The 23,083-nt window shown below is 57.8% G+C and carries 19 protein-coding genes and 1 tRNA gene; 14 read left to right on the top strand and 6 right to left on the bottom strand.

Annotated elements, in window-relative coordinates:
* Window positions 1-127 precede the first annotated feature (127 nt).
* Window positions 128-883: a TerC family protein gene (locus IC231_RS11960; RefSeq protein WP_185887429.1), complete on the top strand. Its 756-nt coding sequence runs from the start codon at window positions 128-130 to the stop codon at window positions 881-883.
* A gap of 41 nt (window positions 884-924) precedes the next feature.
* On the opposite strand, the gene IC231_RS11955 is transcribed toward IC231_RS11960, so the two are convergent.
* On the bottom strand, window positions 925-1,842 hold the full coding sequence (locus IC231_RS11955; protein ID WP_190784722.1) for a hypothetical protein: 918 nt from the start codon (window positions 1,840-1,842) through the stop codon (window positions 925-927).
* 243 nt (window positions 1,843-2,085) lie between these two features.
* Between IC231_RS11955 and IC231_RS11950 the strand changes: the two genes are divergently transcribed.
* A complete protein-coding gene (locus IC231_RS11950) occupies window positions 2,086-3,144 on the top strand; it encodes an MJ1255/VC2487 family glycosyltransferase (RefSeq protein ID WP_190784721.1) in 1,059 nt (352 codons plus the stop codon).
* A gap of 60 nt (window positions 3,145-3,204) precedes the next feature.
* Here IC231_RS11950 and IC231_RS11945 read toward each other — a convergent pair whose 3' ends face one another.
* Window positions 3,205-4,626: an FAD-binding oxidoreductase gene (locus IC231_RS11945; RefSeq protein ID WP_190784720.1), complete on the bottom strand. Its 1,422-nt coding sequence runs from the start codon at window positions 4,624-4,626 to the stop codon at window positions 3,205-3,207.
* Between the two features lie 105 nt (window positions 4,627-4,731).
* On the opposite strand from IC231_RS11945, the gene IC231_RS11940 reads away from it, so the two are divergent.
* The 4 genes from IC231_RS11940 to IC231_RS11925 all read left to right on the top strand — a co-directional run bounded on the left by IC231_RS11940 (window position 4,732) and on the right by IC231_RS11925 (window position 9,819).
* A complete protein-coding gene (locus IC231_RS11940) occupies window positions 4,732-5,340 on the top strand; it encodes a C40 family peptidase (RefSeq protein ID WP_211539018.1) in 609 nt (202 codons plus the stop codon).
* A 146-nt stretch (window positions 5,341-5,486) separates the two neighbouring features.
* Entirely contained in the window at window positions 5,487-8,735 is a 3,249-nt protein-coding gene (locus IC231_RS11935; RefSeq protein WP_190784719.1) for a TonB-dependent receptor, read from the top strand.
* Window positions 8,736-8,771: 36 nt separating this feature from the next.
* A complete protein-coding gene (locus tag IC231_RS11930) occupies window positions 8,772-9,572 on the top strand; it encodes a DUF4397 domain-containing protein (protein ID WP_190784718.1) in 801 nt (266 codons plus the stop codon).
* Between the two features lie 173 nt (window positions 9,573-9,745).
* Window positions 9,746-9,819, top strand: a tRNA-Ala gene (locus IC231_RS11925).
* A gap of 133 nt (window positions 9,820-9,952) precedes the next feature.
* Here the strand turns inward: IC231_RS11925 and cysK are convergent.
* Together cysK and IC231_RS11915 are read right to left on the bottom strand one after the other, a co-directional pair.
* Window positions 9,953-10,876, bottom strand: a complete 924-nt coding sequence (gene cysK / locus IC231_RS11920) for a cysteine synthase A (RefSeq protein WP_190784717.1) — start codon at window positions 10,874-10,876, stop codon at window positions 9,953-9,955.
* 87 nt (window positions 10,877-10,963) lie between these two features.
* Window positions 10,964-11,806 (bottom strand): serine O-acetyltransferase, encoded by an 843-nt coding sequence (locus IC231_RS11915; protein ID WP_190784716.1) that lies wholly within the window; start codon window positions 11,804-11,806, stop codon window positions 10,964-10,966.
* 192 nt (window positions 11,807-11,998) lie between these two features.
* On the opposite strand from IC231_RS11915, the gene IC231_RS11910 reads away from it, so the two are divergent.
* On the top strand, window positions 11,999-12,337 hold the full coding sequence (locus IC231_RS11910) for a cupin domain-containing protein (RefSeq protein ID WP_190784715.1): 339 nt from the start codon (window positions 11,999-12,001) through the stop codon (window positions 12,335-12,337).
* A gap of 65 nt (window positions 12,338-12,402) precedes the next feature.
* Here the strand turns inward: IC231_RS11910 and IC231_RS11905 are convergent, their stop codons facing one another.
* A complete protein-coding gene (locus IC231_RS11905; RefSeq protein WP_190784714.1) occupies window positions 12,403-14,382 on the bottom strand; it encodes a peptidylprolyl isomerase in 1,980 nt (659 codons plus the stop codon).
* A gap of 107 nt (window positions 14,383-14,489) precedes the next feature.
* On the bottom strand, window positions 14,490-14,990 hold the full coding sequence (locus IC231_RS11900) for an acyl-CoA-binding protein (protein ID WP_190784713.1): 501 nt from the start codon (window positions 14,988-14,990) through the stop codon (window positions 14,490-14,492).
* Between the two features lie 128 nt (window positions 14,991-15,118).
* Here IC231_RS11900 and asnB point away from each other — a divergent pair, with 128 nt between their 5' ends.
* The 7 genes from asnB (at window position 15,119) to IC231_RS11865 (ending at window position 23,040) form a co-directional block, all read left to right on the top strand.
* Window positions 15,119-17,059 carry an asparagine synthase (glutamine-hydrolyzing) gene (gene asnB, locus IC231_RS11895; RefSeq protein ID WP_190784712.1) on the top strand — a complete coding sequence of 647 codons (1,941 nt, stop codon included), beginning with the start codon at window positions 15,119-15,121 and terminating at the stop codon, window positions 17,057-17,059.
* Window positions 17,060-17,082: 23 nt separating this feature from the next.
* Window positions 17,083-18,420 (top strand): UDP-glucose dehydrogenase family protein, encoded by a 1,338-nt coding sequence (locus IC231_RS11890; protein WP_190784711.1) that lies wholly within the window; start codon window positions 17,083-17,085, stop codon window positions 18,418-18,420.
* A 66-nt stretch (window positions 18,421-18,486) separates the two neighbouring features.
* Entirely contained in the window at window positions 18,487-19,434 is a 948-nt protein-coding gene (locus IC231_RS11885; RefSeq protein ID WP_190784710.1) for a UDP-glucuronic acid decarboxylase family protein, read from the top strand.
* Between the two features lie 131 nt (window positions 19,435-19,565).
* Entirely contained in the window at window positions 19,566-20,003 is a 438-nt protein-coding gene (locus IC231_RS11880) for a sugar 3,4-ketoisomerase (RefSeq protein WP_190784709.1), read from the top strand.
* A gap of 332 nt (window positions 20,004-20,335) precedes the next feature.
* On the top strand, window positions 20,336-20,953 hold the full coding sequence (locus IC231_RS11875; protein ID WP_190784708.1) for a GNAT family protein: 618 nt from the start codon (window positions 20,336-20,338) through the stop codon (window positions 20,951-20,953).
* Window positions 20,950-22,065 (top strand): DegT/DnrJ/EryC1/StrS family aminotransferase, encoded by a 1,116-nt coding sequence (locus tag IC231_RS11870; protein WP_190784707.1) that lies wholly within the window; start codon window positions 20,950-20,952, stop codon window positions 22,063-22,065. The genes IC231_RS11875 and IC231_RS11870 overlap by 4 nt, the downstream gene beginning before the upstream one ends.
* Before the next feature lie 36 nt (window positions 22,066-22,101).
* On the top strand, window positions 22,102-23,040 hold the full coding sequence (locus tag IC231_RS11865) for a glycosyltransferase family 2 protein (protein ID WP_190784706.1): 939 nt from the start codon (window positions 22,102-22,104) through the stop codon (window positions 23,038-23,040).
* The last annotated feature ends 43 nt before the right edge of the window (window positions 23,041-23,083 follow it).

Below are 23,083 nucleotides of genomic sequence, written 5' to 3'. Positions count from 1 at the left end.
GCAAGTTACGGAGTTTCGGGGGAAGCAAAACGTGGCCAGACCGCATCTTTTCGAAGCTGCATCCACCACATAGCCCAACAAGACTTGTTTCACCGTACTCCCGAATCCGCGTACTTTCGCGCTTCGCATGAACATTCATCTGCAGCAAATTCTCGACAACCCTTTGGCCGCGCTGGCCATCGTGGGCAATCTGGTCATTATCGAAAGTCTGCTTTCCGTGGACAATGCGGCCGTGCTGGCTACCATGGTCAGCGACCTGCCCAAGCACCAGCAGCACAAGGCCCTGCGCTACGGCATCATCGGGGCCTACGTGTTTCGGGGGCTGTGCATTCTGTTTGCCTCGTTTCTGATTGAGTTCTGGTTTCTCAAACCGCTGGGCGGCCTGTACCTGCTATATCTGGTATATGCCCAGTTCAAGGCCAAGCGCAGCACCGAGGAAGAAGAAGTCAGCAAGCACCAAAGCTGGCTATACCGCAGTACGCTGGGCCTGCTGGGGCCGTTCTGGGCTACCGTGGCCCTGATTGAACTGATGGATCTGGCCTTTTCCATCGACAACGTATTTGCCGTCGTGGCCTTCACCGACAACCTGATTCTGATTTGCACCGGCGTGTTTATCGGTATTCTGGCTATGCGGCTGGTGGCGCAGGCGTTTGTGCTGCTGATGGCCAAATATCCGTTTCTGGAAACCGCTGCTTTCGTCGTTATCGGGCTGCTGGGCCTGAAGCTGCTGCTGTCGTTGGTGGAACACTATTTCCCACAGCATCCGGTCAGCCACTTTCTCGGCAGCGAAACCGCCGATATCGGCCTGACGCTACTTACAGTCGCCATTTTTGCTGTGCCGCTGCTGGCTGCCTGGCTGAAGGGCAGCCGGGCGAGAAGCTGATGCAGCTAGGCAGCCTTTAAAAAGCGTTTTGCCGCCGCTTTCTATCGGCGGGTGGAAGGCACCCGGAACTGCAGCCCGACACTGGGCACAATGGTGAGGCCGCTGAGCTGGCCGCTGGCATTGTTGAGCAGCTGGTAGGTACCGTAGTTCTGGTAGTAGATGCTCAGCGAAGGAATGAAATACACGTAGCGGTAGCCGATTTTGGCGTTGGCAAAGGCCCCGAAAGATCCGTAGCTGTTAGTTTGCAGCGGCAGGCTAGGCACTTTGCCACCGGGCGTGTACACCTTCTGCGCCTCAAATCCATAGCGCAGGAAAGAGCGCGAATACACAACCCCATAGGAAACGGCCCCAATTTCCTCCTCCGGCCCGAACGAGTGGCTGAATACCAACGGGACAATCAGGTCTTTGCGCGTGGCCCGGAAGCCGAGCACGTCGGCCACATCATCCAGGAAAGGCACGCTGGGCAGCTTGGCACGCTGCGTGGCAAACTGCAGTCCGATGCTGCCATACATGGCTCCCGACTGCCCACCGGGTTGCTCCGGCGTGCCGGTAGGCCCCATAAACTGGAACATGGCATCGAAAACGTGCGAGCCAAACGCATATTTATAGCCCACGTCAATCCGCTCAACCACGCCGTAGCGGACGTACAGGTCGGGGGTGACGCGCACCGGGTCGAGCACGTAGGCCAGGGCCGCCAGCTGCAGCTTCTCGATGGTGCCGGAGTAGCCTACGGTGTCCTTGCTGGCTGCCTCGGAAGCGGCGGATAGCAGCGCGGAGCCCGTTTTGCTGATAGTTTCGGTAGCTACGTTGAACGACAGGTTGCCACCGCCCCGGAACTCGCCGCGCGGCGTGACTTTGCCCGTGCTGGTAATGGCACGTGGAGCGGAGCAGGCCGTGGCAAGCAGCGAGGTGGCAACAGCAAGCCCTAAAGCGGGGCGGAAGAAAGTAGAGCGGTTCATACGCAGCAGGCAGACGCAAAGAGAAAAAACGGGCGGAAATGGCGCATACGCCAAAATCAGGCCGAAAGTAGCCACTTTTCCTCCAGCCGTTCCTCTAAACCGGTTCCGACTGCCCTGCAAGGAAGGCACGCTTCAGTTCCTGGCCGCCTGGCTGCTTGCGCTTAGTAGCGGTGGGCGCGGTGTTTCCGAACGGGCCAGAACTGCGTTTTCGGTAAGCCGAATTTTAGGTTTTACTTCGCCTTGATGAACATACTATACGGAGTGCCCGGTGAAGGCATGGGCCACGCGACCCGCAGCAAAGTCGTCATTCAACACCTGTTGGAGCAGGGGCACGAGGTGTGCGTCGTGAGTAGCGCCCGCGCCTTTCAGCTGTTAAGCCGCACGTTTCCGGGCCGGGTGCACGAAATCCGTGGCTACCATCTGGCCTACAAAAACCTCAGCGTCAGTCGCTCGCGTACGGCCGTGCTCACCCTGCGCACAGCGCCGGAAAATCTGCTCGTCAACTTCCGCAAGTACCGGGAGCTGCTGTGCGGCGTGGAATTCGACGTGGTGATTTCCGATTTCGAGTCGTTCAGCTACTTGTTTGCCAAATGGAAGCGCCTGCCCGTCATCAGCATCGACAACATGCAGATCATCAGTCGGGCCCGGCTGGACGTGGCGGTGCCGCCGCAGGAGCGCGACAACCTGGCGCTGGCGCGGGCCATTGTGCGGGCCAAGCTGCCGCGCAGCCGGCATTATTTTGTCAGCACGTTTTTCCCGCTGCCGGTCATCAAGCCGAACACCACGCTGGTGCCGCCCATCATCCGGCCCGAAATTCTGGCGGCCCGGCCCACCACCGGCCAGCACGTGCTGATGTACCAGTCGGCCACCAACCAGAAAGACCTGGTGCCGCTGCTGCAAACAATGCCCGAGCAGGAATTCCGGGTGTATGGCTTCAACAAGGAGGAAAGCCACGGCAACGTGCAGTTGAAAGCCTTCAGCGAGCAAGGTTTTATCGAGGATCTGGCCTCGGCCCGGGCCGTTGTCACGAATGGCGGCTTCTCGCTGATTAGTGAGGCCGTGTACCTGCGCAAGCCCATCTGCGCCGTACCCATTCCGGCCCAGTTCGAGCAGTTCCTCAACGCTGCCGAAATAGAAAAGCTCGGCTACGGTCGCCACTTCGACACGCTCACCGCCGACCACCTCAAAGCCTTTCTCTACGACATCGGCAGTTTTGCCCAAGCCCTGAGCCACTACCAGCAGGCGGGCAATACGGAGCTTTTCCGGCAACTGGATAAGGCGTTGAAAGAACTGCCTGCCTGAATGGAAAAGGCCCGCCGGAATGGTCCGGTGGGCCTTTTTAGTGAATAAGTTGTCGTAGGACTAGAAAATCTTGCCTGGATTCAGGATGCCGTTCGGGTCGAATACCCGCTTGATGCCGCGCATCAGCTCCAGATTTGTGTCGGGCAGGGCAATGCCGATGTAGCCTTTCTGCACCAGCCCGATGCCGTGCTCCCCGGAAATAGTGCCGCCCAGCTTCACGCACAGCTCAAAAATCTCGGTAATGGGCTGGCGAAGACCCACGTTCCACATGTCGTCGTCCAGGTCGCCGCGGATGATGTTGACGTGCAGGTTGCCGTCGCCGGCGTGGCCGTAGCACACGCTCTTGAACCCGTAGCGCGCCCCGATTTCCTTCACGCCTTTGAGCAGCGTGGGCAGTTCGGCGCGCGGCACCACGGTATCCTCTTCCTTATACACCGAGTTGTAGCGTACTGAGTTGCCGATGTTGCGCCGGATTTTCCAGAGCTCGTCTTTCTGGGTGGCGTTGTCGGCGAGCAGAATTTCGCCCACGTCGTAGTGCTCCAACACGCCGTACACCTGCTCGGCTTCTTTGTAAAGCTCATCCAGGTCCTGGCCATCCAGCTCAATCAGCAGGTGGGCGCGGATGTCTTCGGGCAGCGTAAGCGGAATCTTGAGGTAGTCGGAGGACCAGGCAATGGCTTCGCGCTCCATGAACTCCATGCCCGATGGAATAATACCCGCCCGAAATACCGCCGATACCGCCTCAGCAGCCTGATCTTCCTGCCGGAAAGGCACCAGCATCAGGATGTTCTGCTTGGGGTAGGGGAGGAGCCGGAACACTACTTTCGTGATGATGCCTAGCGTACCTTCCGAGCCCACCATGAGCTGCGTGAGGTTGTAGCCCGTGGAATTCTTGAGTGTGTTGGCGGCCGTCCAGATGATGTCGCCAGTGGGCAGCACCACCTGCAGGTTCAGCACATAGTCGCGGGTGGTGCCGTATTTCACCGCTTTGGGGCCGCCGCTGCTGTGCGCCAGGTTGCCACCCAGAAAGCAGCTGCCCTTGCTGGCCGGGTCGGGCGGATAAAACAGCCCCACGGCCTGCACGGCCTGCTGAAACGCTTCATTCACCACACCCGGCTCCACGGTGGCCTGCAGGTTTCGCTCATCTATCTGAATGATTTTGTTGAGCCGCTCTGTGCTCAGCACCACGCCGCCATGAGTGGGCAACGCGCCGCCGCTCAGGCCCGTGCCGGCACCGCGCGGCGTCACCGGAACACGGTGCTCGTGGCAGAGGCGCACAATCTGGCTGATTTCTTCAGCGTTAGCGGGCCGTAGTACCACATCGGGGGCAAAATGCAGGTCCTCGGTATGGTCGCGGCCGTAGTCGGCGTAGGTGTCGGCGGTGGCGGTGGCTTCGGCGCGCTGGGCCGTCAGCACGTGCTCCGGCCCGACAATGCTTTCGAAGGCGACTACCAGCTCGGGAGTAAGGGAGTTGAAATTCATATATAGAGGCGCCAAATGGCTGTTTTGCCTATCTTTGACCCGATGCGGGAACACATGACGAAGGTACATCATTCAGCGCAGAGGCGTATTTGGTGGCCAGTACTTATGCTGATGTTGCTGGGCTGGTTGGCCAGCTGCAGTGGCTCGAAGAAGGTCAACTACCGGAACGGCCGCTACCACTCGGCCCGCGACATGGCGCGCATCAAGGCCGAAGAGCGCCGCCGCCGGGGTGGTGCCCCCACTTCCAAATCGAAGGCCAAGGCAACTACTGCCTCGGGCAAAGCCAAAATCGTGACGAAGCGGCGCAGCACGCCCGCTAACGCCAGCCGCGAAATCGTGACGGTGATTGAAACCGCGCGTTCTTACCAGGGCACTCCTTATAAGTACGGCGGCACTTCCCGGCTGGGGATGGACTGTTCCGGACTGCTTTACAATTCCTTCGCAGCTATTAATGTGGCAATTCCGCGCTCCAGCAATGAGCAGGCCCTGTGGGGTGAGCCCGTAAAACCGCAGGATCTGAAGGTAGGAGATTTAGTATTTTTCGGGGCTTCACCTGGCAGCAATACCATTACGCATGTAGGTCTTGTAACGGAGGCAACCCCTGAGGGTGTGCAGTTTATACATTCTTCCAGCTCCTCAGGAGTGATTGAAAATAGCCTCGAAACTGATTATTATTTAAGTCGCTATATCAAGGCCGTACGGCCTAGATTGTAGAATTTCCCCCTTACCTTTGTCTTGGATTTAGGCCCTGTTGCAACATGCCAATCATAACGATTCGGTAATGTGTTGCGGTAAATTGGAATGTAATTTTGCGCCGCTTTTCACCAAGCTCCCCTCTTTTCTCACCAATACCCCCTTTTATGAAACACCTACGTTTACGCCACCTCCTTGTGCTGTTGCTGACGCTGCTGTCAGCGCATGCCGGTTGGAGCCAGGGCACCACTACGTCGGCCATGAACGGTGTCATCACCGACAAGGAAGGCGCCGGCTTGCCGGGGGCTACGGTCATAGTGGTTCACACGCCTACCAACACCCAGTATGTGGCACCTACCAATTCGGAAGGTCGCTTCAACATCCAGAACATGCGCGTAGGTGGCCCGTACACGGTTCGCGTAACGTTTGTGGGCTATAAGGATGCCAGCCGCGAAGGTATTTTCCTGAGCCTGGGCCAGAACCTGCGCCTCGACCTGAACCTGAGCGATGCTACCACGGAGCTGGCCGGCGTTACGGTTTCGGGCCGCCGCGACCCGGTGTTGAACTCGGAGCGCAACGGTGCTGCTACTAACGTGCAGCGCGAACAGATTGAGCGTCTGCCTACTATCTCGCGTAGCTTCCAGGACTTTACGCGTCTGACGCCTCAGGCTAACGGTAGCTCGCTGGGCGGCCGTAACGGCCGTTTCAACAACATTCAGATTGACGGTGCCTCCAACAATGACCTCTTCGGTCTGGGCAGCACGGGTGCTCCCGGTGGGCAGGCTAACACCAACCCGATTTCGCTGGACGCTATCCAGGAATTCCAGGTAGTTCTGTCGCCCTACGACGTGCGTCAGGGCCGTTTCAGCGGTGGTGGTATCAACGCCATTACCCGTTCCGGTACCAACGACTTCTCGGGTTCGGCTTTCGTATTTGGCCGCAACCAGAACACGGCCGGCAAAAGCCCTACGCCTAACTCGGCCGGTGAGCGTACCAAACTCGACAAATTCAACGACTACCAGGCGGGCTTCCGTCTCGGTGGTCCGGTTATTAAGGACAAACTGTTCTTCTTCGTAAACGGCGAAATTACCCGCCGTACGGCTCCGCTGTTGTTCCGCACTGGTTCGCAAGACCAAATCAGCAACAACCCGGGCTCCGACCTGCTGACTTTCGTAAGCACGGAGCAGCTGCAGGATATTTCGAACACGCTGCGCGACCGTTACGGCTATGATGCCGGTGCTTTCGGTGAGATAAACGCTGAGCGCCGTAGTAACAAGGCTTTCGCTCGTCTCGACTGGAACATCAGCCAAGACCACCAGCTCACGCTGCGCCACAACTTCGTGGATGCTTCCGACGATAACATCACCCGCAGCCTGACCAACTTCCGCTTCGGCAATAACGGCTACCAGTTCCTGAGCAAGACCAACTCGACGGTTATGGAACTGAAGAGCCGCTTCGGCAACCGCTTCGCCAACAGCTTGCTGGTAGGCTACTCGCGCATCCGCGACAGCCGCTCGTTGGTAGGCAGCCGTTTCCCCTCGATTGAAATTTCGATTGGCAACGGTTCGGTTTTCGCCGGCTCTGAGTTGAGCTCGGTGGCTAACCGCCTCGACCAGGACATCCTGGAAATCAACGACAACTTCAATATTTTTGCCGGCAAGCACGTAATTACGGTCGGCACGAACAACGAAATTTTCCGTTTCGACAACCTGTTCGTGCAGAGCACGGAAGGCCGCTATAACTACCCCACGCTGGCTGCTTTCCTGGCCAATGACGTGAATGCTAGTGGTTTCCGCTACCGCCAGAACTACGCACTGCCCGGTGGCAAGCCCACGGCTAAGTTTGGTGCTGCTCAGTTCGGTGCATTCGTGCAGGACGAGTACAACGTAACTGACAACTTCCGTTTCACAACGGGTCTGCGCGTTGACCTGCCAGTTTACTTCGACAACCCATCTTACAACAAGCGGGTTGACTCTACTTTCGCTCTGGCTACTGCCAACGGTGGTGCGTACGACGTGAAAACCGACCGTCTGCCCAAGTCGCGCCTGCAGGTATCGCCGCGTATCGGCTTCAACTGGGACGTGCGCAAGAACCAGACGTTCCAAGTGCGTGGTGGTGTTGGTATCTTCACAGGCCGTCCGGCTTATGTATGGATTTCCAACCAGTACGGCAACACCGGTGTTGACTTCGCTGCCTACGATTCCAACAACAGCACTTCTAAGGCCGGCCTCGAGCTGAGCGGCAACTTCACCACCTTGCGTGACCGGATTGCCTCAACGCCTGCCGCCGCCGCTAAGGGCAGCATTGCTGTAACCGACAAGGATTTCCGCAACCCGCAACTGCTGCGCACCAACTTCGCTCTGGACTACCGTCTGCCAGCTGGCATCGTAGCTACGCTGGAAGGTATCTACTCCAAGACGCTGAACGACGTACTGCCGGTTGACATTAACCTGTCGAACCCAACGGGTGTAATTCAGGGTGATGGTCGTCCGGTGTACCCTACCGGTACCGCTCGCTACCGCAACAGCCGCGACTTCAACAACGTGATTCTGCTGACCAACACCAGCAAAGGCTACCAGTACAGCGTAACCGGCGAACTGAAGAAGCAGGTAAACAGCGACCTGTTCGCTACCACTGCCTACACCTACGGCCAGTCGCGCGACCTGTACTCCGGCTCCAGCTCCACGGCAGTTTCCATCTGGGAATTCAACCCGCACGTTGCCGGTCCGAACAGCCTGCCGCTGTCGTACTCCAACTTCGACCTGCGCCACCGCGTACTGGCTTCGCTGTCGTACCGCAAGGCCTATGCCCAGCACTTCGCTACCACGTTCTCGGCCTTCTACAATGGCCAGTCGGGCACGCCGTTCTCGTATAGCTACTACGGTGGCGACCTCAACAACGACGGTGGTCAGTTCACGACTAACTCCAACGACCTAGTCTACATCCCGCGCACCCGCGACGAAATCGTGCTGGTAACGGATGGCCCGAATGACCGTCGCAACCTCGACCAGATCTGGAGCGAATTGAATACGTTCATTGAGAATGATGACTACCTGAAAGAGCACCGGGGTGAATACGCGGCCCGTAACGGTGCCCGTACGCCTTGGCAGCACAAAGTAGACGTTCGTCTGCTTCAGGATATCTACACCACCATCGGTGGCAAAGAGCACACTATCCAGCTGTCGGTTGACGTAATCAACTTCGGCAACCTGCTGAACAAGGAGTGGGGCCGCGACTACTTCGTATCAAACGGCAACTACGGTCTGCTGCGCTACCAGGGTCTGGAAAACGGCGCTACGGGCCGTCCTACCTTCAGCTTCGGCAACGGTACCTCTACCACCCCAACGGTTGGCTATCAGGTGGATCAGCTGGCTTCGCGCTGGCAGGCTCAGTTTGGCGTTCGTTACCTGTTTTAATCAGTCGTCAGTAGACTTCGCTAAACGCACTCTATCATGAAATTCCTTTCTTCTTCACTCTTCGCCAAGCTCACGCTGGCTGCTTCGGCAGCTGCCGTGCTGGTTGGCTGCGACGACCCGGACTATCCGACTCCGTCGCCCGTAACGGCTTCCACGGTAAGCGCGGCCCGGGTTTTGGTCGTAAATGCTTCGCCCGGTTCCCAGACCAGTTCCGTTACCATCGACAACGTTGCTACGGGCCAGTCAGTCGGTTATCTGAGCTCGACAACCGGCTACTTCGCAGTGCCGGCAGGTCAGCGCCAGATTGGCATCGTGTCGCCGAACAACGTGAAATATGCCAATGGGGAAGTAGTTCCCGGTGTTGTGCGCCAGCAGTTTGCATCGGGTAGCTCCTATACGGTTTTCTCAACCGATGCTCCTACGCGCACCGGTACCGGTACCGATTTGGGGGGCATCCGGGCCATTGCTCTGAGTGATAACCTGGCTGCTCCGGCAACAGCTACCAACGCCAAAATCCGTTTTGTGAATCTGGCAACGACGGGCACCTATGGCATTTTCAATTCTATCACCCAGGCTTCGTTGTTCACGGCTGCTCCTACACGGGCATCCAGAGCTATTAGCACCGGCTCAGGAGCTACCGCAGTAAACTTCGCCACTTTCACGGAGGTAGCCGCTGGTACCTACACTCTGGACGTTCGTAGCACTGCTACTACGCCAATTGCTGGTACGGCTCAGCCAATTACGTTTGCAGCCGGCAAAATCTATACGCTGTATGTACGCGGAACGGCCGGTTCTACCGCCACGCCACTCGGTATTTCGGTGGTCCAGCACAACTAACTGACACTCAAACGAGTCATTGGTAAAAAGCGGCTGGAGAGCTTCTCCAGCCGCTTTTTTTGTGTCTGAGTTGCAAAGTTTTTTTGGTTTTTTTCGCTGGCATACTTGCAGAACCCGAAACGCGCCGTACTTTTGTCACACCAAACGCAACCGGCGGATGGCTCTTATAAAACGGGGGATTAGCTCAGCTGGCTAGAGCGCTTGCATGGCATGCAAGAGGTCATCGGTTCGACTCCGATATTCTCCACTTCTGTTTCAAAAAGCCTGACCGTAAGGTCAGGCTTTTTGCTTTTCCGTCGTATCCACTTGCTCTGCCATACCCCCATGAAAGAGGGCCGCTTTCCAACCGGAAGCGGCCCTCTTTCATGGGGGTGTGGCATCTATACGAACAACCCTTCCACCGACAGGTACCGCTCACCGGTATCGTAGCAGAAGGTAAGCACGCGGCCACCCTGGGGTACTTCGCTTAGCTTCTTGGCCACGGCCGCCAGTGAGGCGCCCGACGATACACCAATGAACAATCCTTCTTCGCGGGCTGCGCGGCGGGTCATATCAAAAGCCTCCTGTTGCGAAATCTGAATAGTGCCGTCCAGCACTTCGGTATGCAGGTTGGCCGGGATAAAGCCCGCCCCGATGCCCTGAATCGGGTGCGGACCGGGTGCACCGCCACTGATAACCGGCGAAAGCTCGGGCTCTACGGCAAAGGTTTTCATGTTCGGGAAAAGCGGCTTGAGCACTTCCGTTACGGCCGTGATGTGGCCACCGGTACCCACCCCGGTGATATGAAAGTCGAAGCCACCTTCCGGCGCATCACGCAGAATTTCCTGGGCGGTGGTTTCAGCGTGCACCCGGATGTTGGCGGGGTTTTCAAACTGCATTGGCATCCAGGCGCCGGGAGTATCACGCACCAGCTCATGGGCCTTTTCGATGGCGCCTTTCATGCCTTTCTCACGGGGCGTCAGTTCTAGGTTGGCGCCGTAAGCGGCCATCAGGCGGCGGCGTTCAATCGACATCGACTCGGGCATTACCAGCGTCAGCTTGTAGCCTTTCACGGCAGCCACCATGGCCAGGCCTACGCCCGTGTTGCCGGAAGTAGGCTCCACAATCAGCGAGTCAGGCGTCAGGATGCCATCCTTTTCGGCCTGCTCAATCATGCTCAGCGCAATCCGGTCCTTGATGCTGCCGCCGGGGTTGGCGCGTTCCAGTTTCACCCAAACCTCCACGTCGGGGCGGCTGGCGAATAGCTTGTTCAGGCGCAAAAGCGGCGTGTTGCCGATGGTATCCAGAATGGAATGGGCTTTCATAGGTGCAGAGTGTGAATGGTTGAATGCCTAAGCTAAAGTGCTTCCACGCTTACTATGCGTTGGCAGGCGCTTTACTTACGCATTGAGTTAAATGGAAAACATGATGTCGGCGGTAGGATCTTCGGTACGGGTGACGTGGATTTGGGCGCGGTGGTACACTCGGGAGTGCGACGGCACACTGTCGGTGAGCCATACGTTGCCCCCAATGATGCTATGGCTACCCACTACGGTATTGCCCCCCAAAATAGTAGCGCCGGCGTAAATCACTACATGGTCTTCGATGGTGGGGTGGCGCTTGATGCCCTGTAGCTCCTTCGTCACACTCAATGCTCCCAGCGTGACACCCTGAAATATCTTGACATAGGACCCGATAACCGCCGTTTCGCCGATAACGAGCCCGGTTCCGTGGTCGATGCAGAACGCCATACCGATGCGGGCGCCCGGGTGAATATCGATGCCGGTGCGTTGGTGCGCATACTCGCTGATGATACGGGGCACCCGGGGTACCTGCAGCTGATATAGCGCATGCGCAATGCGGTGCATGGCAATTGCATAGAAACCCGGATAGGTGCTGATAACTTCCTCTGTTCCCTGCGCTGCCGGATCAGCGGCCGCAATAGCAGCGGCATCGTGCAGCAACGCGTCGCGCAGATGCGGCAGGCGAGCCATGAGTAGCGCCGCAGTGGCGGCTGGCGTCGCCTCGGGCAGTTGCACGTGGGTCAGCAACGCAGCAAGGTCGTTTTGTTGCTGAATCAGGGTTGCGGCAATCGAGTCGGCCCTAAGTAGCGGCTTGCCGGTACGCTCAGGAAACAGCAATTGCAGCAGTTGCTCGGCCAGCTGGCAGAAAGCCGCAGCCGGCAGTGGCGCGGCTACTTGCTGGTGGGCACGCGCCAAAGCCCGTACAAAAGGGGAATCAGAAGAAAAGGACATAGTAGAGCAGATGTGGCCACGCCACCGGGGCCGGAAGGACTACGGAAAGCCGCTTCGCAACATCACTTAACTACGCATTCAACAGAAAGTTTCCGGGTGCCATAGCCAGCGCAACCTGTATTCCGGGTGCTGCGTTTGCAGATAGCCTGCTCCGTAGGTCAATCTTTCTCTCATCCTTTTATAACGCGTATCATGGCTGACTCCACCATTACCAAAATAGATTCGGCGCATTCGCCCAAGGGCCCGGACGGTGAAAAATACCTGGCTTCCGGGACGCAGGTGTCCATGCGCTTGTGGGAAAACGAGCAGCCCGGAGAGCCCAAGGAGCCCGTCAGCCGCCAATACGAAACGGTAGGCTACGTGCTGAAAGGCCGCGCCGAGCTGCATCTGGAAGGCCAGATGGTGCTGCTGGAACCCGGCAACTCCTGGGTAGTACCTAAAGGCTCCAAGCATACCTACAAGATACTGGAAGCATTTTCGGCCGTGGAGGCCACCTCGCCACCCGCCCAGGTGCACGGCCGCGACAAATAGCCAGGCGCACAAAAAGGCCCCGCTGTTTCAAGCAGAAACAGCGGGGCCTTTTTGTGCGCTTGAAGTCAGCGAATCAGGTCGATCCGCGTGATTTTATCCCCGATATCGAGCCGCTGCACAACGTCCATGCCCTGCACCACCTGGGCAAATATGGTGTAGCGGCCATCGAGGTGCGGGGTAGGGGCGTGGGTGATGAACCATTGGCAGCTTTCGGTGTCTTTGCCGGCTGAAGCAAGCCCTACGGCGCCCTCACCATAGCGCAGGTCGCCAAATTCAGAGCGCAGGTTGTAGTCGGTGCTGCCGGAGCCGTCGCCGCGCGGACAGCCGCCCTGCGCCACAAAGTTGGGCACCACCCGATGAAAGAACCGGCCATTATAGAAACCCTGCTGCACCAGCTGTACGAAGCTGGCCACCGAGCCCGGCGCGTCTTCCACGTGCAGCTGCATGGTCACGTCGCCCTGGGTGGTGCGCACTACCACCCGCTGCCGTGCCGGTATCGTTTGTACCACTGCCCAGTCAATAGGATGGCTGGCGGCTTTAGCAACCGGCACGGGCGTAGCAGGGATTTTCTGCAGATAATCGATGGTTTGCTGCAACGACTGCCACGCTTCCAGGTCGCGTGGCAAAACGAGCTTGTCGCGGGCCGCTACAATGAAATCGGGATTGGGAAGCAGCCGCCGCAGCTCGAGCTGTGGATCACGTAAGGCCTCGGCCGCCGTGCTCATCACCGTAACGTCGCCACCGGCCACGGCCCGGCGCAGTGTCAGGGCAAAAGCCGCTTGCTGGGCTTCCGGGAAGGCGGGAAGGCGGCGCATGGCTACCAGCGCTTCCATTCCATAGGAGCCTACCACCAGCGGCTGCCCTGGCGCGAAGGTGGCCTGCTCCACAAACTCATAGGCCGCCGGGTCTTCTCCCAATGCTTTCAGCAGGTAGCCCTTTTCGTAAGGGTCGGTGGCGGCGGTGTAGCGCTGCTGCACGGCCGTCTGGATGGCATTGCGCTCAGCGCCTCCCAGCTTCAGCGCAGCGGCCAGCAGCGTAGACCGTACGCGCCATTTGCTGATCTTATTGGCCTTTTCCAGAAACAGAATGCCGGGTTCTCCGGTAGCATGCGTCAGGAAAAACTCGGCGGCCGTCACGGCCACCTGGCTGCTGGGGTCGGTGAGAGCCTGCCAGACGGTTTCCTTCACCGGAGCATACATGGCCGCATTCATGGCGCGTATGGCGCACACGCGCACGCGGTGGTCGTTGTCGCGCCGGGCTAGGTTGGTGAGTGTGGCCGCCGCAGTCGGGGACTTCACTTTTCCTAGGGCGCTGGCCGACATGGCTCGCACTGTTGGGTCGGAGTCCGTGGTGGCCGTGACCAGCGCGGCCTGATAGGAGGTGAGGTCGAGGCGCGGAGTGCGGGCCAGCGTGAAAGCAGCACCCTGGCGGGCCGCTAGCGGCTGCCGGGCCTCCAGCAGCGCTACTGCCCGCGCTACTGCGGCCTCCGACGTAATGCCCCGGCTCCCGGCTCGGAACAGTCCCCACGCCTGTCCCGCCGATAAAATAGTGTCGGGAGTAGCTGTGCTGCGCCACAGCATCCGCAGCGAAGTGCGGGTCACGCAGCGGCCTAAAGCTTCCGACAGGTAGCGCCTTTGTACTGGGGTAGGGGCAGTCACAATGTAATAGGCCAGCGGCTCCACGGCGGTGCTGTCGCCAATCTGCCCCAGTGCGTAGGCGGCCGCACGTCGGGTCGCAGCATCAGTGTCTTGCAGTAGCGGCAGCAGGGGCTGGGTAGCCGCTTTTTCCTGCACCGAAGCCAGCGCCAGTGCTGCCGCTTGGCGGTAGCGGGCCTCCGGGCTTGCCAGATAGGGCAGCAGAGCTGGTGCGTTGCGCTCATCCTGCGCGGTGGCTATCTGGCGCAGTGTAGCATCCGCAAACTTGTTGAGGGCAACGGCTGCAGGAGCAGTGGTGGCAGAAGCAGGCGAGGAAGGCGTACAGCCCGTAAGCAGACTGGCTGAGCAGCATAGGCCCAGCAAAACGCGTAAGGAGACAGGGTAGGTCATGGATGGCCGAAAATAGCCAAAATCCGGCTAGGCATGCCGCCACCTAAAACACCAGCCCGCCCCGTACGAAACGGAGCGGGCTGGAACCAGACAGAAGCAGTGCGCTACTACTGCACGTCCTTCAGGCGGTCTTCGCCGCCGTAGGGTGCGCCCGCCGTAATATCACCACGCAGGCCGCCCTGCGAAACTCCTGGTCCAGTGTCAGGTTGTTGCGCGGTAGTGCTGTTGTCAGCCGTAGACGGATTTACCTGGGAGCCAGTAGCTGGCTGCCCATTGCCGGTAATAACGGTGGGCTTCTCGCCAACCGGACCAGCCAGCTCAGTCACCTTATCTATGTACTGCCGACGAGCCTCATCCTGCTCTACGCCTTTGAACTTGCTCCACGAGTCCCATTGGGCCTGCGACATTCCCGCAGGGCCGTTCGGATTATCCGGCATTTCGTCACCTACTTCGTCGCGCTTGGCGTCATGGTCGCCCTCGGTGGCTTGTTTGTACAGGCCGTACAGCTCGGTCATGTGCGGAGCCGCTTTGTCGCCTGGCAGGCCATCCACGCGGGATACGGCGGCTTCAAATTGTTGCTGGAGGTCCATATTTTCCTGAAGATTCATAATCAGAGGGTAGCTGAGGGTGGAAACTACAGAGTGTACTAAGGAGGCAGGCCTTAGGTTGCCGGGCCGGTGTTGTTCTGCAGGTAGGGCCAACAAGTCTGCCGATACTTCGTACTTTTGCGGGCTCTATGTGTGGAATCACCGGATTATTCGCCTTTACTGACACGGGCCGTAGCGCGCTGGCCGCGCTGCCGGCTTCTACCGATGCCATTGTCAGCCGTGGCCCCGATTCGCAGGGACACTTCGTGTACGACCGTTGTGGCCTCGGCTTTCGGCGTCTTGCCATTCTCGACCTCTCAGCCGATGGCAACCAGCCCATGACCGACGAGTCGGGCCGGTATACCATTGTCTTCAACGGCGAAATTTTCAACTTCCGCGAGCTGCGCCAGCGCCTCGTCAAGAAGGGGCATACGTTTCATTCCCAAACCGATACGGAGGTTATTCTGCGCCTCTACATCACGGAAGGGCGTGGCTTTCTGAAAAAGCTGAATGGTTTCTTCGGGCTGGCCATCTACGACAAAGAAGAGGACTCGCTCTTCATTGCCCGCGACCGGATGGGGGAGAAGCCCGTGCTCATCTACCGCGACGAAGACAAGCTGTTCTTCGCCTCGGAAATGAAGTCGTTGATGGCGCTTGGCATTCCGCGCAAGCTCGATTATGTAGCCCTGAGCCACTACTTGCAGCTCAACTATATTCCTGGCCCGGCCACTATTTTCAAGGGCGTGAAGAAGCTGCTGCCCGGCCACTATCTTTTCATTAAAGGAAAGAAAGTGGTGCGCAAGCGCTGGTACAAAGTGCCTTACGACCCGAAGAAGGTTGAGAAAAATAAGCTGACGTATGAGCAGCAGCAAGCCAAGCTGGTTGAGCTGATGGATGATGCTACAGCGCGCCGCCTCGTGGCCGACGTACCGGTAGGTGCCTTCCTGAGTGGCGGTATCGACTCGAGCGTCGTGGTAGCACTGGCCTCGCGCCACACCGACCACCTGAACACGTTCAGCATCGGGTACCGCGACGAGCCATTCTTTGATGAAACGAAGTATGCCAAGCTGGTAGCAGAGCGCTACAAGACCAATCATACCGTCTTCTCGCTCACCAACCAGGACCTCTACGACCATATCTTCGACGTCCTCGACTACATCGATGAGCCGTTCGCCGATTCCTCGGCGCTGGCCGTGTACATCCTCAGCAAGCGTACCCGCGAAAAGGCCACGGTAGCGCTGTCCGGAGATGGTGCCGATGAGCTGTTTGCGGGCTACAACAAGCACATGGGCGAATTTCAGGTGCGGCAGGGCGGCTTCAAGGCTGAAGCCGTAACCGGCCTCAACCTGCTCTGGGACATTCTGCCCAAGTCGCGTAACTCCTTCTTCGGCAACCGCGTGCGGCAGTTCCAGCGCTTTTCGCGCGGCATGCTCAGCGGCCCCAAAGACCGGTACTGGGACTGGGCGTCGTTTGCTTCCGAAAAGGATTCCCGCAGCCTGCTCAGCGCCGCTTCCCGCCGCAAAGTGGGCAAGAAGCTGGCCGAGAAGCGCCGTAAAGACATTCTGGAGAACCTGCACGCCGATGGCGACCTGAACGAGGTACTGCTCACGGATACCACGCTGGTGCTGCCCTACGACATGCTGGCCAAGGTGGACATGATGAGCATGGCCAACTCGTTGGAAGTGCGCCCGCCCTTCCTCGACCCCAACGTGGTGCGTTTCGCCTTTTCATTGCCTGTCGAAAGCAAAATCGACGCGAAAATGAAGAAGCGTATCGTGCAGGATGCCTTCCGCTCGCTGCTGCCCGAGGAGTTGTATAAACGTCCCAAGCACGGATTTGAAGTGCCACTGCTCAAGTGGTTCCGCGGCGAGCTGCGCCCTCTGATTGAGGACGATTTGCTCTCCGATGACTTCATTGAAGCGCAGGGCGTATTCGATGTTGATGCCATTCGGGCCCTGAAAACCCAGCTGTTCTCGCGCAGTCCCGGCGATGTACATGCCCGCATCTGGGCCCTCATCGTGTTCCAGCACTGGTGGAAACGCTACATGATGGCTCCCGTCGCGCAGGCCGTTAAAATAGTTACGCAATAGATTTTTCGCTCTTTCCACGTTCCATGAAAATTGCAGTAGTAGGCACCGGCTATGTTGGGTTGGTTACAGGTACTTGCTTTGCCGAAGTAGGTATCGAAGTAACCTGCATCGATATCGACCAGAAAAAGATTGATAATCTGAAGCAAGGCATTCTGCCAATCTATGAGCCAGGCCTGGAAGAAATGGTGAACCGCAATGTGGGCGCTGGCCGCCTGCATTTCACTACCAACCTGGCGGAGGCTGTCAAGGATGCGGACGTAGCCTTTATTGCTGTCGGTACTCCTCCCGGCGAAGATGGTTCCGCTGATCTGAAATACGTGCTGGCCGTAGCCCGCGGTATCGGTGAGCACATGAACGACTATGGCGTCATCGTGACCAAAAGCACGGTGCCGGTCGGCACGGCCGCCAAAGTGCGGGCTGAGCTGGAGCAGGCGCTGAGCAAGCGCGGCGTGAACATCGAGTTTGACGTGGCTTCCAACCCGGAGTTCCTGAAGGAAGGCGCGGCCATCGACGATTTCCTGAAGCCGGACCGCATTGTAGTCGGCGTTTCGTCGGAGCGGGCAGAGGAAGTGATGCGCAAGCTCTACAAGCCGTTCCTGCTCAACGGGCACCCTATCATTTTCATGGATATTCCGTCGGCGGAAATGACGAAATACGCGGCCAATTCCATGCTGGCTACGAAAATCTCGTTCATGAACGACATTGCCAACCTGTGCGAAATCATGGGTGCTGATGTGAATATGGTGCGCAAAGGTATTGGCTCCGATGCTCGGATTGGCACCAAATTCATCTATCCTGGCATCGGCTACGGTGGCTCTTGCTTCCCCAAGGATGTGAAAGCCCTCATCAAAACGGCGGCCGAAAATGGCTACCAGATGCAGGTGCTGCAGGCCGTGGAAAGCGTGAACGAGGCGCAGAAGGAAGTGCTGTTCGACAAAGTGAAAAAGCATTTCGGCAATGACCTAGCCGGCAAGAAGTTGGCTGTGTGGGGTCTGTCATTCAAGCCCAAAACCGACGACATGCGGGAAGCACCGTCGTTGGTTATTATTGAGAAGCTATTGGCGGAAGGCTGCACCGTGTCGGCGTACGACCCGGTAGCTATGGAAGAAGCGAAACACTCGCTCGGCGACCGTATCACGTACGCCAAAGACCAGTTCTCAACCCTGGTGGACGCCGACGCGCTACTGGTCGTGACGGAGTGGCCTGAGTTCCGTTCGCCCAGCTTTGAAGTGGTTGGCAAACTGCTGAAGCAGAAAGTTATTTTTGACGGCCGCAACATCTACGATCCGGCCGAGCTCAAGGAATTAGGCTTTGCCTACCACTGCATCGGCGTCCGGACCACGCACAAAGAGCCCGCCTAAGCGCCGTCGGCCCCCGCTGATTTCTTCTGCCCTGACGGCTCTTTCCAACTGCTAAAACAACCTACTATGTCTGATAAGAAACGTGTACTCATCACCGGTGGCGCCGGCTTTTTGGGGTCACATCTGTGTGAGCGGTTCCTCAAGGAGGGCTACCATGTCATTGCCATGGACAACCTCATCACCGGCGACCTGCAGAACATTGAGCACCTGTTTGCCCGCGAAGATTTCGAGTTCCATCACCACGATGTGTCGAAGTTTGTTTTCGTGCCTGGTAAGCTCGATTACATCCTGCACTTCGCCTCGCCGGCCTCGCCCATCGACTACCTCAAGATTCCGATTCAGACCCTGAAAGTAGGCTCGCTGGGTACGCATAATCTGCTGGGCCTGGCCCGCGTGAAAAATGCCCGCCTGCTGATTGCCAGCACCTCGGAAGTATACGGTGACCCGGAAATTCATCCGCAGGTAGAAGAGTATTTCGGCAACGTGAACCCCGTTGGCCCGCGTGGCTGCTACGACGAGGCCAAACGGTTCCAGGAAGCCATTACGATGGCCTACCACAACCACCACGGGCTGGAAACGCGCATTGTGCGCATCTTCAATACCTACGGCCCCCGGATGCGCCTCGACGACGGCCGTGTACTGCCGGCATTCCTGTCGCAGGCACTGCGTGGTGAGGCCCTCACGGTATTCGGCGACGGTTCGCAGACGCGTTCCTTCTGCTACGTGGATGACCTAGTAGATGGTATCTATCGTCTGTTGCTCAGCGACTACCACATGCCGGTTAACATTGGCAACCCGTCGGAAATCACCATTAAAGAGTTTGGCGAAGAAATAGCGCGCCTGACCGGCGTGGAATTTAAGCCCGACTACCGTCCGCTGCCCGAAAACGACCCTATGAAGCGCCGTCCGGATATCACCAAAGCGCAGGAAATCCTGGGCTGGGAGCCGAAAGTAGACCGTGCCGAGGGCCTGCGCCGCACGCTGGAGTACTTCCAGAAACACGTGCAACGCTAGCTTAGCAGTAAGCGAAAAGCCGCTTCTGGTAGGGTGAAGATAGATTCTGCACTATCTTCACCCTACCGGAAGCGGCTTTTCGCTTTCAGGTTACTCCTTCTACAATTGTCTCTCCCGCTCATGTAGCTCCGATGACTATTCTGCCTGATTCCCAACCTGCGTACCCTGCACCTTACTTACTGCCTTTTTCCCGGTTGGGGGCCCCTGACATTGGGTATATCACGGTAGTGGAGTCGCTGACCCATTTGCCATTTGCCATTGCCCGCACGTTCTGGACATACTTCACCCCGGAAAGTATTGTGCGGGGGCGGCATGCGCATTATCGTACGGAGCAGGTGCTGGTAGCCCTGGCAGGCCGCATCATCGTAACGACGGAGCAGGCCGATGGCACGCTGGATACTTTTCGGTTAGAAAGCCCTGATACCGGCCTCTACGTTCCGCCAAACGTGTGGCATACAATGCAGTACTCACATACAGCCGTTCAGTTGGTACTCACTTCTACGGCATACGATGAGGCAGATTACATCCGAGACTATGAGCAGTTCCGGAACGTATGGCGCACTCGATGATAGACACCGGACTGGCTGAGTCAAGGTCGAAAATCCTCCGATTCCACTCTCCATATCACTTTCTGAAAAGCTTGCCCGAGCAATACCAGTACGAAAAGTTTGGCGCAGGCCGGGCCATTCGGTTTGGGGAAAAGCAACAGGAAAAGGTTTTTGAAAGCGAAGACATACAGGTACTATATGAGCTGCTACCTTGGGATACAGCCTTCTTTGGGGTGCCTACTTACCGGCTATTCACGGCCCTGTTCGCAACTACTGATTCGCTTGACCGCTTAAAAGAGGTACTGCAGCGCTTTCAGACGCATTTGACACTGCAAGGGCCAGCTTACTGCTTTGTGGAAGTTCCGGCTGAAGATATCCGGTTGTTGCAGGGGCTTACGCAGGCTGGCTGGCGCTGGAATGAAACCCGGCTGCACTACTACAGAGGCCAACTGGCTGATTTTGAGGAACCACGCTATGCAGTGCGGCTGGCTCAGCCAGCGGAAGCCGTGGGTGTTGGGCAGATTGCCGCCGCTGCCCGCAATGACTATGATCGGTTTCATGCAGACCCATGGTTTGGGACGGAGCGGGCTGATGCGTTCCTGGCGCGCTATGGAGCAGCGGCGACTGAAGGATATTGCGACGCTGTACTGGTTCCCGATGAGCCCTCGGTGCCAATTGATTCCTTCTTAGCTGTCAGTGACTTAGGTCAGGACGCCGCTGCCCTGGGAGTAGGCCTGTCACGTGTTGTGCTGACAGCAGTAGGCCCCGCCAACCGAGGATGGCACCGGCGCCTTGTGAGCGAAACAGTATATCGGGCCCGGGAGCGAGGGGCCAGCTTTGTGCTGATGACCACACAGGCCACGAATGGCGCAGTGATTCGCAATGCTGAAAAGCTGAACTTCGCGCTGGGTTCTACTACGCACATACTGTCGTATTCTACGGCAATGACTTCTTCCACACAGACTTCATGAGCACTGCTGCCATTCCTTTTCTGTCTTTCGGCTCTCAGCACGATCCTATTCGGGAGCAGGTGCTGGCAGCAGTTGCGGAAGTATACGACTCGCACTGGTATATACTAGGCGATGCTGTGCGTTGCTTCGAAGCGGAATATGCCTGCTATTCAGGTACCACACACTGTGTAGGCGTAGGAAATGGCCTCGATGCCCTGTATTTGAGCCTGAAAACCCTGGGGATAGGCCAAGGGGACGAAGTGCTGGTCCCGAGTAACACATACATTGCGACTTGGCTGGCCGTGTCAATGACTGGGGCCCGACCGGTGCCGGTTGAGCCCGATGCTTCTACCTACAACCTGAATCCTGCGCTGCTGACAGCGGCTCTTACGCCCAGGACCCGCGCTATTCTGCCGGTTCATTTATATGGACAGGCTTGCCTGATGGGGCCTATTCTTAGCTTTGCCCAGCGCCATAACCTGTGGGTGGTAGAAGACAATGCACAGGCGCATGGCGCTACCTGGCAAGGGAAGCCTACGGGCAGCTTTGGGCATCTGAATGCAACCAGCTTTTACCCTGGCAAAAACCTGGGCGCCCTCGGTGATGCCGGAGCCGTCACTACTGATTCTGCGGAATGGGCCCAGCAGCTACAATTGTTGCGTAACTATGGATCCAGGCAGAAATATCACAACGAAATAGCCGGCGTCAATTCCCGGCTCGATGAGTTGCAAGCAGCTGTCCTACGCGTTAAGCTGCCGTATTTGGCTGAATGGACTGCGCAGCGTCAGCAGATTGCCAGCTGGTACCATGCTTATCTGTCTGATGTGCCAGAACTCATATTGCCTGTTACTGCCAACGATTCGACGCACGTATTTCACCTCTACGTAGTGCGTTCGTCCCGTAGAGAGGCGTTGCAGCAGCACCTCGCCATGCAGGGTATCGGAACGCTTATTCACTACCCCGTGCCGCCGCACATGCAGCCTGCCTACGCCACGTTGGGCTACCACCCCGGCGACTTCCCAATAGCCGAAGAACTGGCCGCTACTGCCCTCAGTCTGCCACTGTGGCCCGGGCTGACGGAGCAGCAGGTGAAACGAGTAAGCGAAGTTATTCGCGGTTTTCTGCTCGAATAGGCCCAACTTAGCTCCTTTCTTTGCCTCACTGCCCGCATGCCTATTCTAACTATTATCATCCCTTGTTACTTCAACGAGGCCAACATTCCGGTCACAATGGCCGAATTGCTGGCTAACGAAGCAACACTACCAGCGGATGTGCGGGTAGAGTACGTGCTGGTAGATGATGGCTCGCGCGACGGTACGCTGCGGGAGTTGCTGGCCGCCCAGGCCCGCACGCCGGACCGCGTCAGGGTGGTAGAACTGGCCGGCAACGTCGGATCCTATAACGCCATAGTTGCGGGCATGGCCTATGCCACCGGCGACTGTACGGCCATCATCACAGCCGACCTGCAAGATCCCCCTGAGCTGCTGGCGCAGATGTACAGCTACTGGCAACAGGGGTTTCGCCTCGTTATCGGCAACCGGCAGGACCGAGAGGAAAAAGGAATGCAGAAGCTGATGGCCAACCTGTTTCATAGCCTCATGAAACGCTTTGCGTTGCCCAATATTCCTTCCGGCGGCTTCGATTTCGTACTCTTCGACAGGCAGGTGCGGGAGCAGGTGCTCCAGATGCAGGAGCGCAACAGCAACGTATTCTATCTGATGACGTGGCTGGGGCACGCCTACGTAAACATCCCGTATGTGCGCCGAAAACGCCAATTGGGCCGCTCCCGCTGGACGACCCAAAAAAAGGTGAAGCTTTTTATCGATTCGTTTCTTTCCTTTTCGTTTTTGCCAATCCGCGCAATTTCGGTTGCCGGGCTGGTGTTGGGCGGTGGCTCTTTTCTCTATGGCCTCTATCTGATGTTCCTGAAACTCTCCGGCCGGGCAGAGCCACCAGGCTGGACCGCGCTGATGGTTGTGATGCTGTTGGTGTCCGCATTTCAGATGACAGCGCTGGGAGTTATAGGAGAGTATGTGTGGCGCGGTCTTGACGCTGCCAGAAACCGCCCGCTCTATGTTGTAAAGCAAGTGTATGAAGGATCGAAGTAAAACAGGCTTAACAGGACGCAATGTATTGCCCGCTATAGTTGGG

Source organism: Hymenobacter duratus (genome assembly GCF_014698995.1).
Classification (GTDB): Bacteria; Bacteroidota; Bacteroidia; order Cytophagales; family Hymenobacteraceae; genus Hymenobacter; species Hymenobacter duratus.
This window is presented reverse-complemented; position numbering and strand designations above follow the sequence as displayed.

Coding starts and splice junctions, on each gene's coding strand:
- IC231_RS11960 (WP_185887429.1), top strand. CDS start 128: ATGAACATTCATCTGCAGCAAATTCTCGACAACCCTTTGGCCGCGCTG.
- IC231_RS11955 (WP_190784722.1), bottom strand. CDS start 1,842: ATGAACCGCTCTACTTTCTTCCGCCCCGCTTTAGGGCTTGCTGTTGCC.
- IC231_RS11950 (WP_190784721.1), top strand. CDS start 2,086: ATGAACATACTATACGGAGTGCCCGGTGAAGGCATGGGCCACGCGACC.
- IC231_RS11945 (WP_190784720.1), bottom strand. CDS start 4,626: ATGAATTTCAACTCCCTTACTCCCGAGCTGGTAGTCGCCTTCGAAAGC.
- IC231_RS11940 (WP_211539018.1), top strand. CDS start 4,732: ATGCTGATGTTGCTGGGCTGGTTGGCCAGCTGCAGTGGCTCGAAGAAG.
- IC231_RS11935 (WP_190784719.1), top strand. CDS start 5,487: ATGAAACACCTACGTTTACGCCACCTCCTTGTGCTGTTGCTGACGCTG.
- IC231_RS11930 (WP_190784718.1), top strand. CDS start 8,772: ATGAAATTCCTTTCTTCTTCACTCTTCGCCAAGCTCACGCTGGCTGCT.
- cysK (WP_190784717.1), bottom strand. CDS start 10,876: ATGAAAGCCCATTCCATTCTGGATACCATCGGCAACACGCCGCTTTTG.
- IC231_RS11915 (WP_190784716.1), bottom strand. CDS start 11,806: ATGTCCTTTTCTTCTGATTCCCCTTTTGTACGGGCTTTGGCGCGTGCC.
- IC231_RS11910 (WP_190784715.1), top strand. CDS start 11,999: ATGGCTGACTCCACCATTACCAAAATAGATTCGGCGCATTCGCCCAAG.
- IC231_RS11905 (WP_190784714.1), bottom strand. CDS start 14,382: ATGACCTACCCTGTCTCCTTACGCGTTTTGCTGGGCCTATGCTGCTCA.
- IC231_RS11900 (WP_190784713.1), bottom strand. CDS start 14,990: ATGAATCTTCAGGAAAATATGGACCTCCAGCAACAATTTGAAGCCGCC.
- asnB (WP_190784712.1), top strand. CDS start 15,119: ATGTGTGGAATCACCGGATTATTCGCCTTTACTGACACGGGCCGTAGC.
- IC231_RS11890 (WP_190784711.1), top strand. CDS start 17,083: ATGAAAATTGCAGTAGTAGGCACCGGCTATGTTGGGTTGGTTACAGGT.
- IC231_RS11885 (WP_190784710.1), top strand. CDS start 18,487: ATGTCTGATAAGAAACGTGTACTCATCACCGGTGGCGCCGGCTTTTTG.
- IC231_RS11880 (WP_190784709.1), top strand. CDS start 19,566: ATGACTATTCTGCCTGATTCCCAACCTGCGTACCCTGCACCTTACTTA.
- IC231_RS11870 (WP_190784707.1), top strand. CDS start 20,950: ATGAGCACTGCTGCCATTCCTTTTCTGTCTTTCGGCTCTCAGCACGAT.
- IC231_RS11865 (WP_190784706.1), top strand. CDS start 22,102: ATGCCTATTCTAACTATTATCATCCCTTGTTACTTCAACGAGGCCAAC.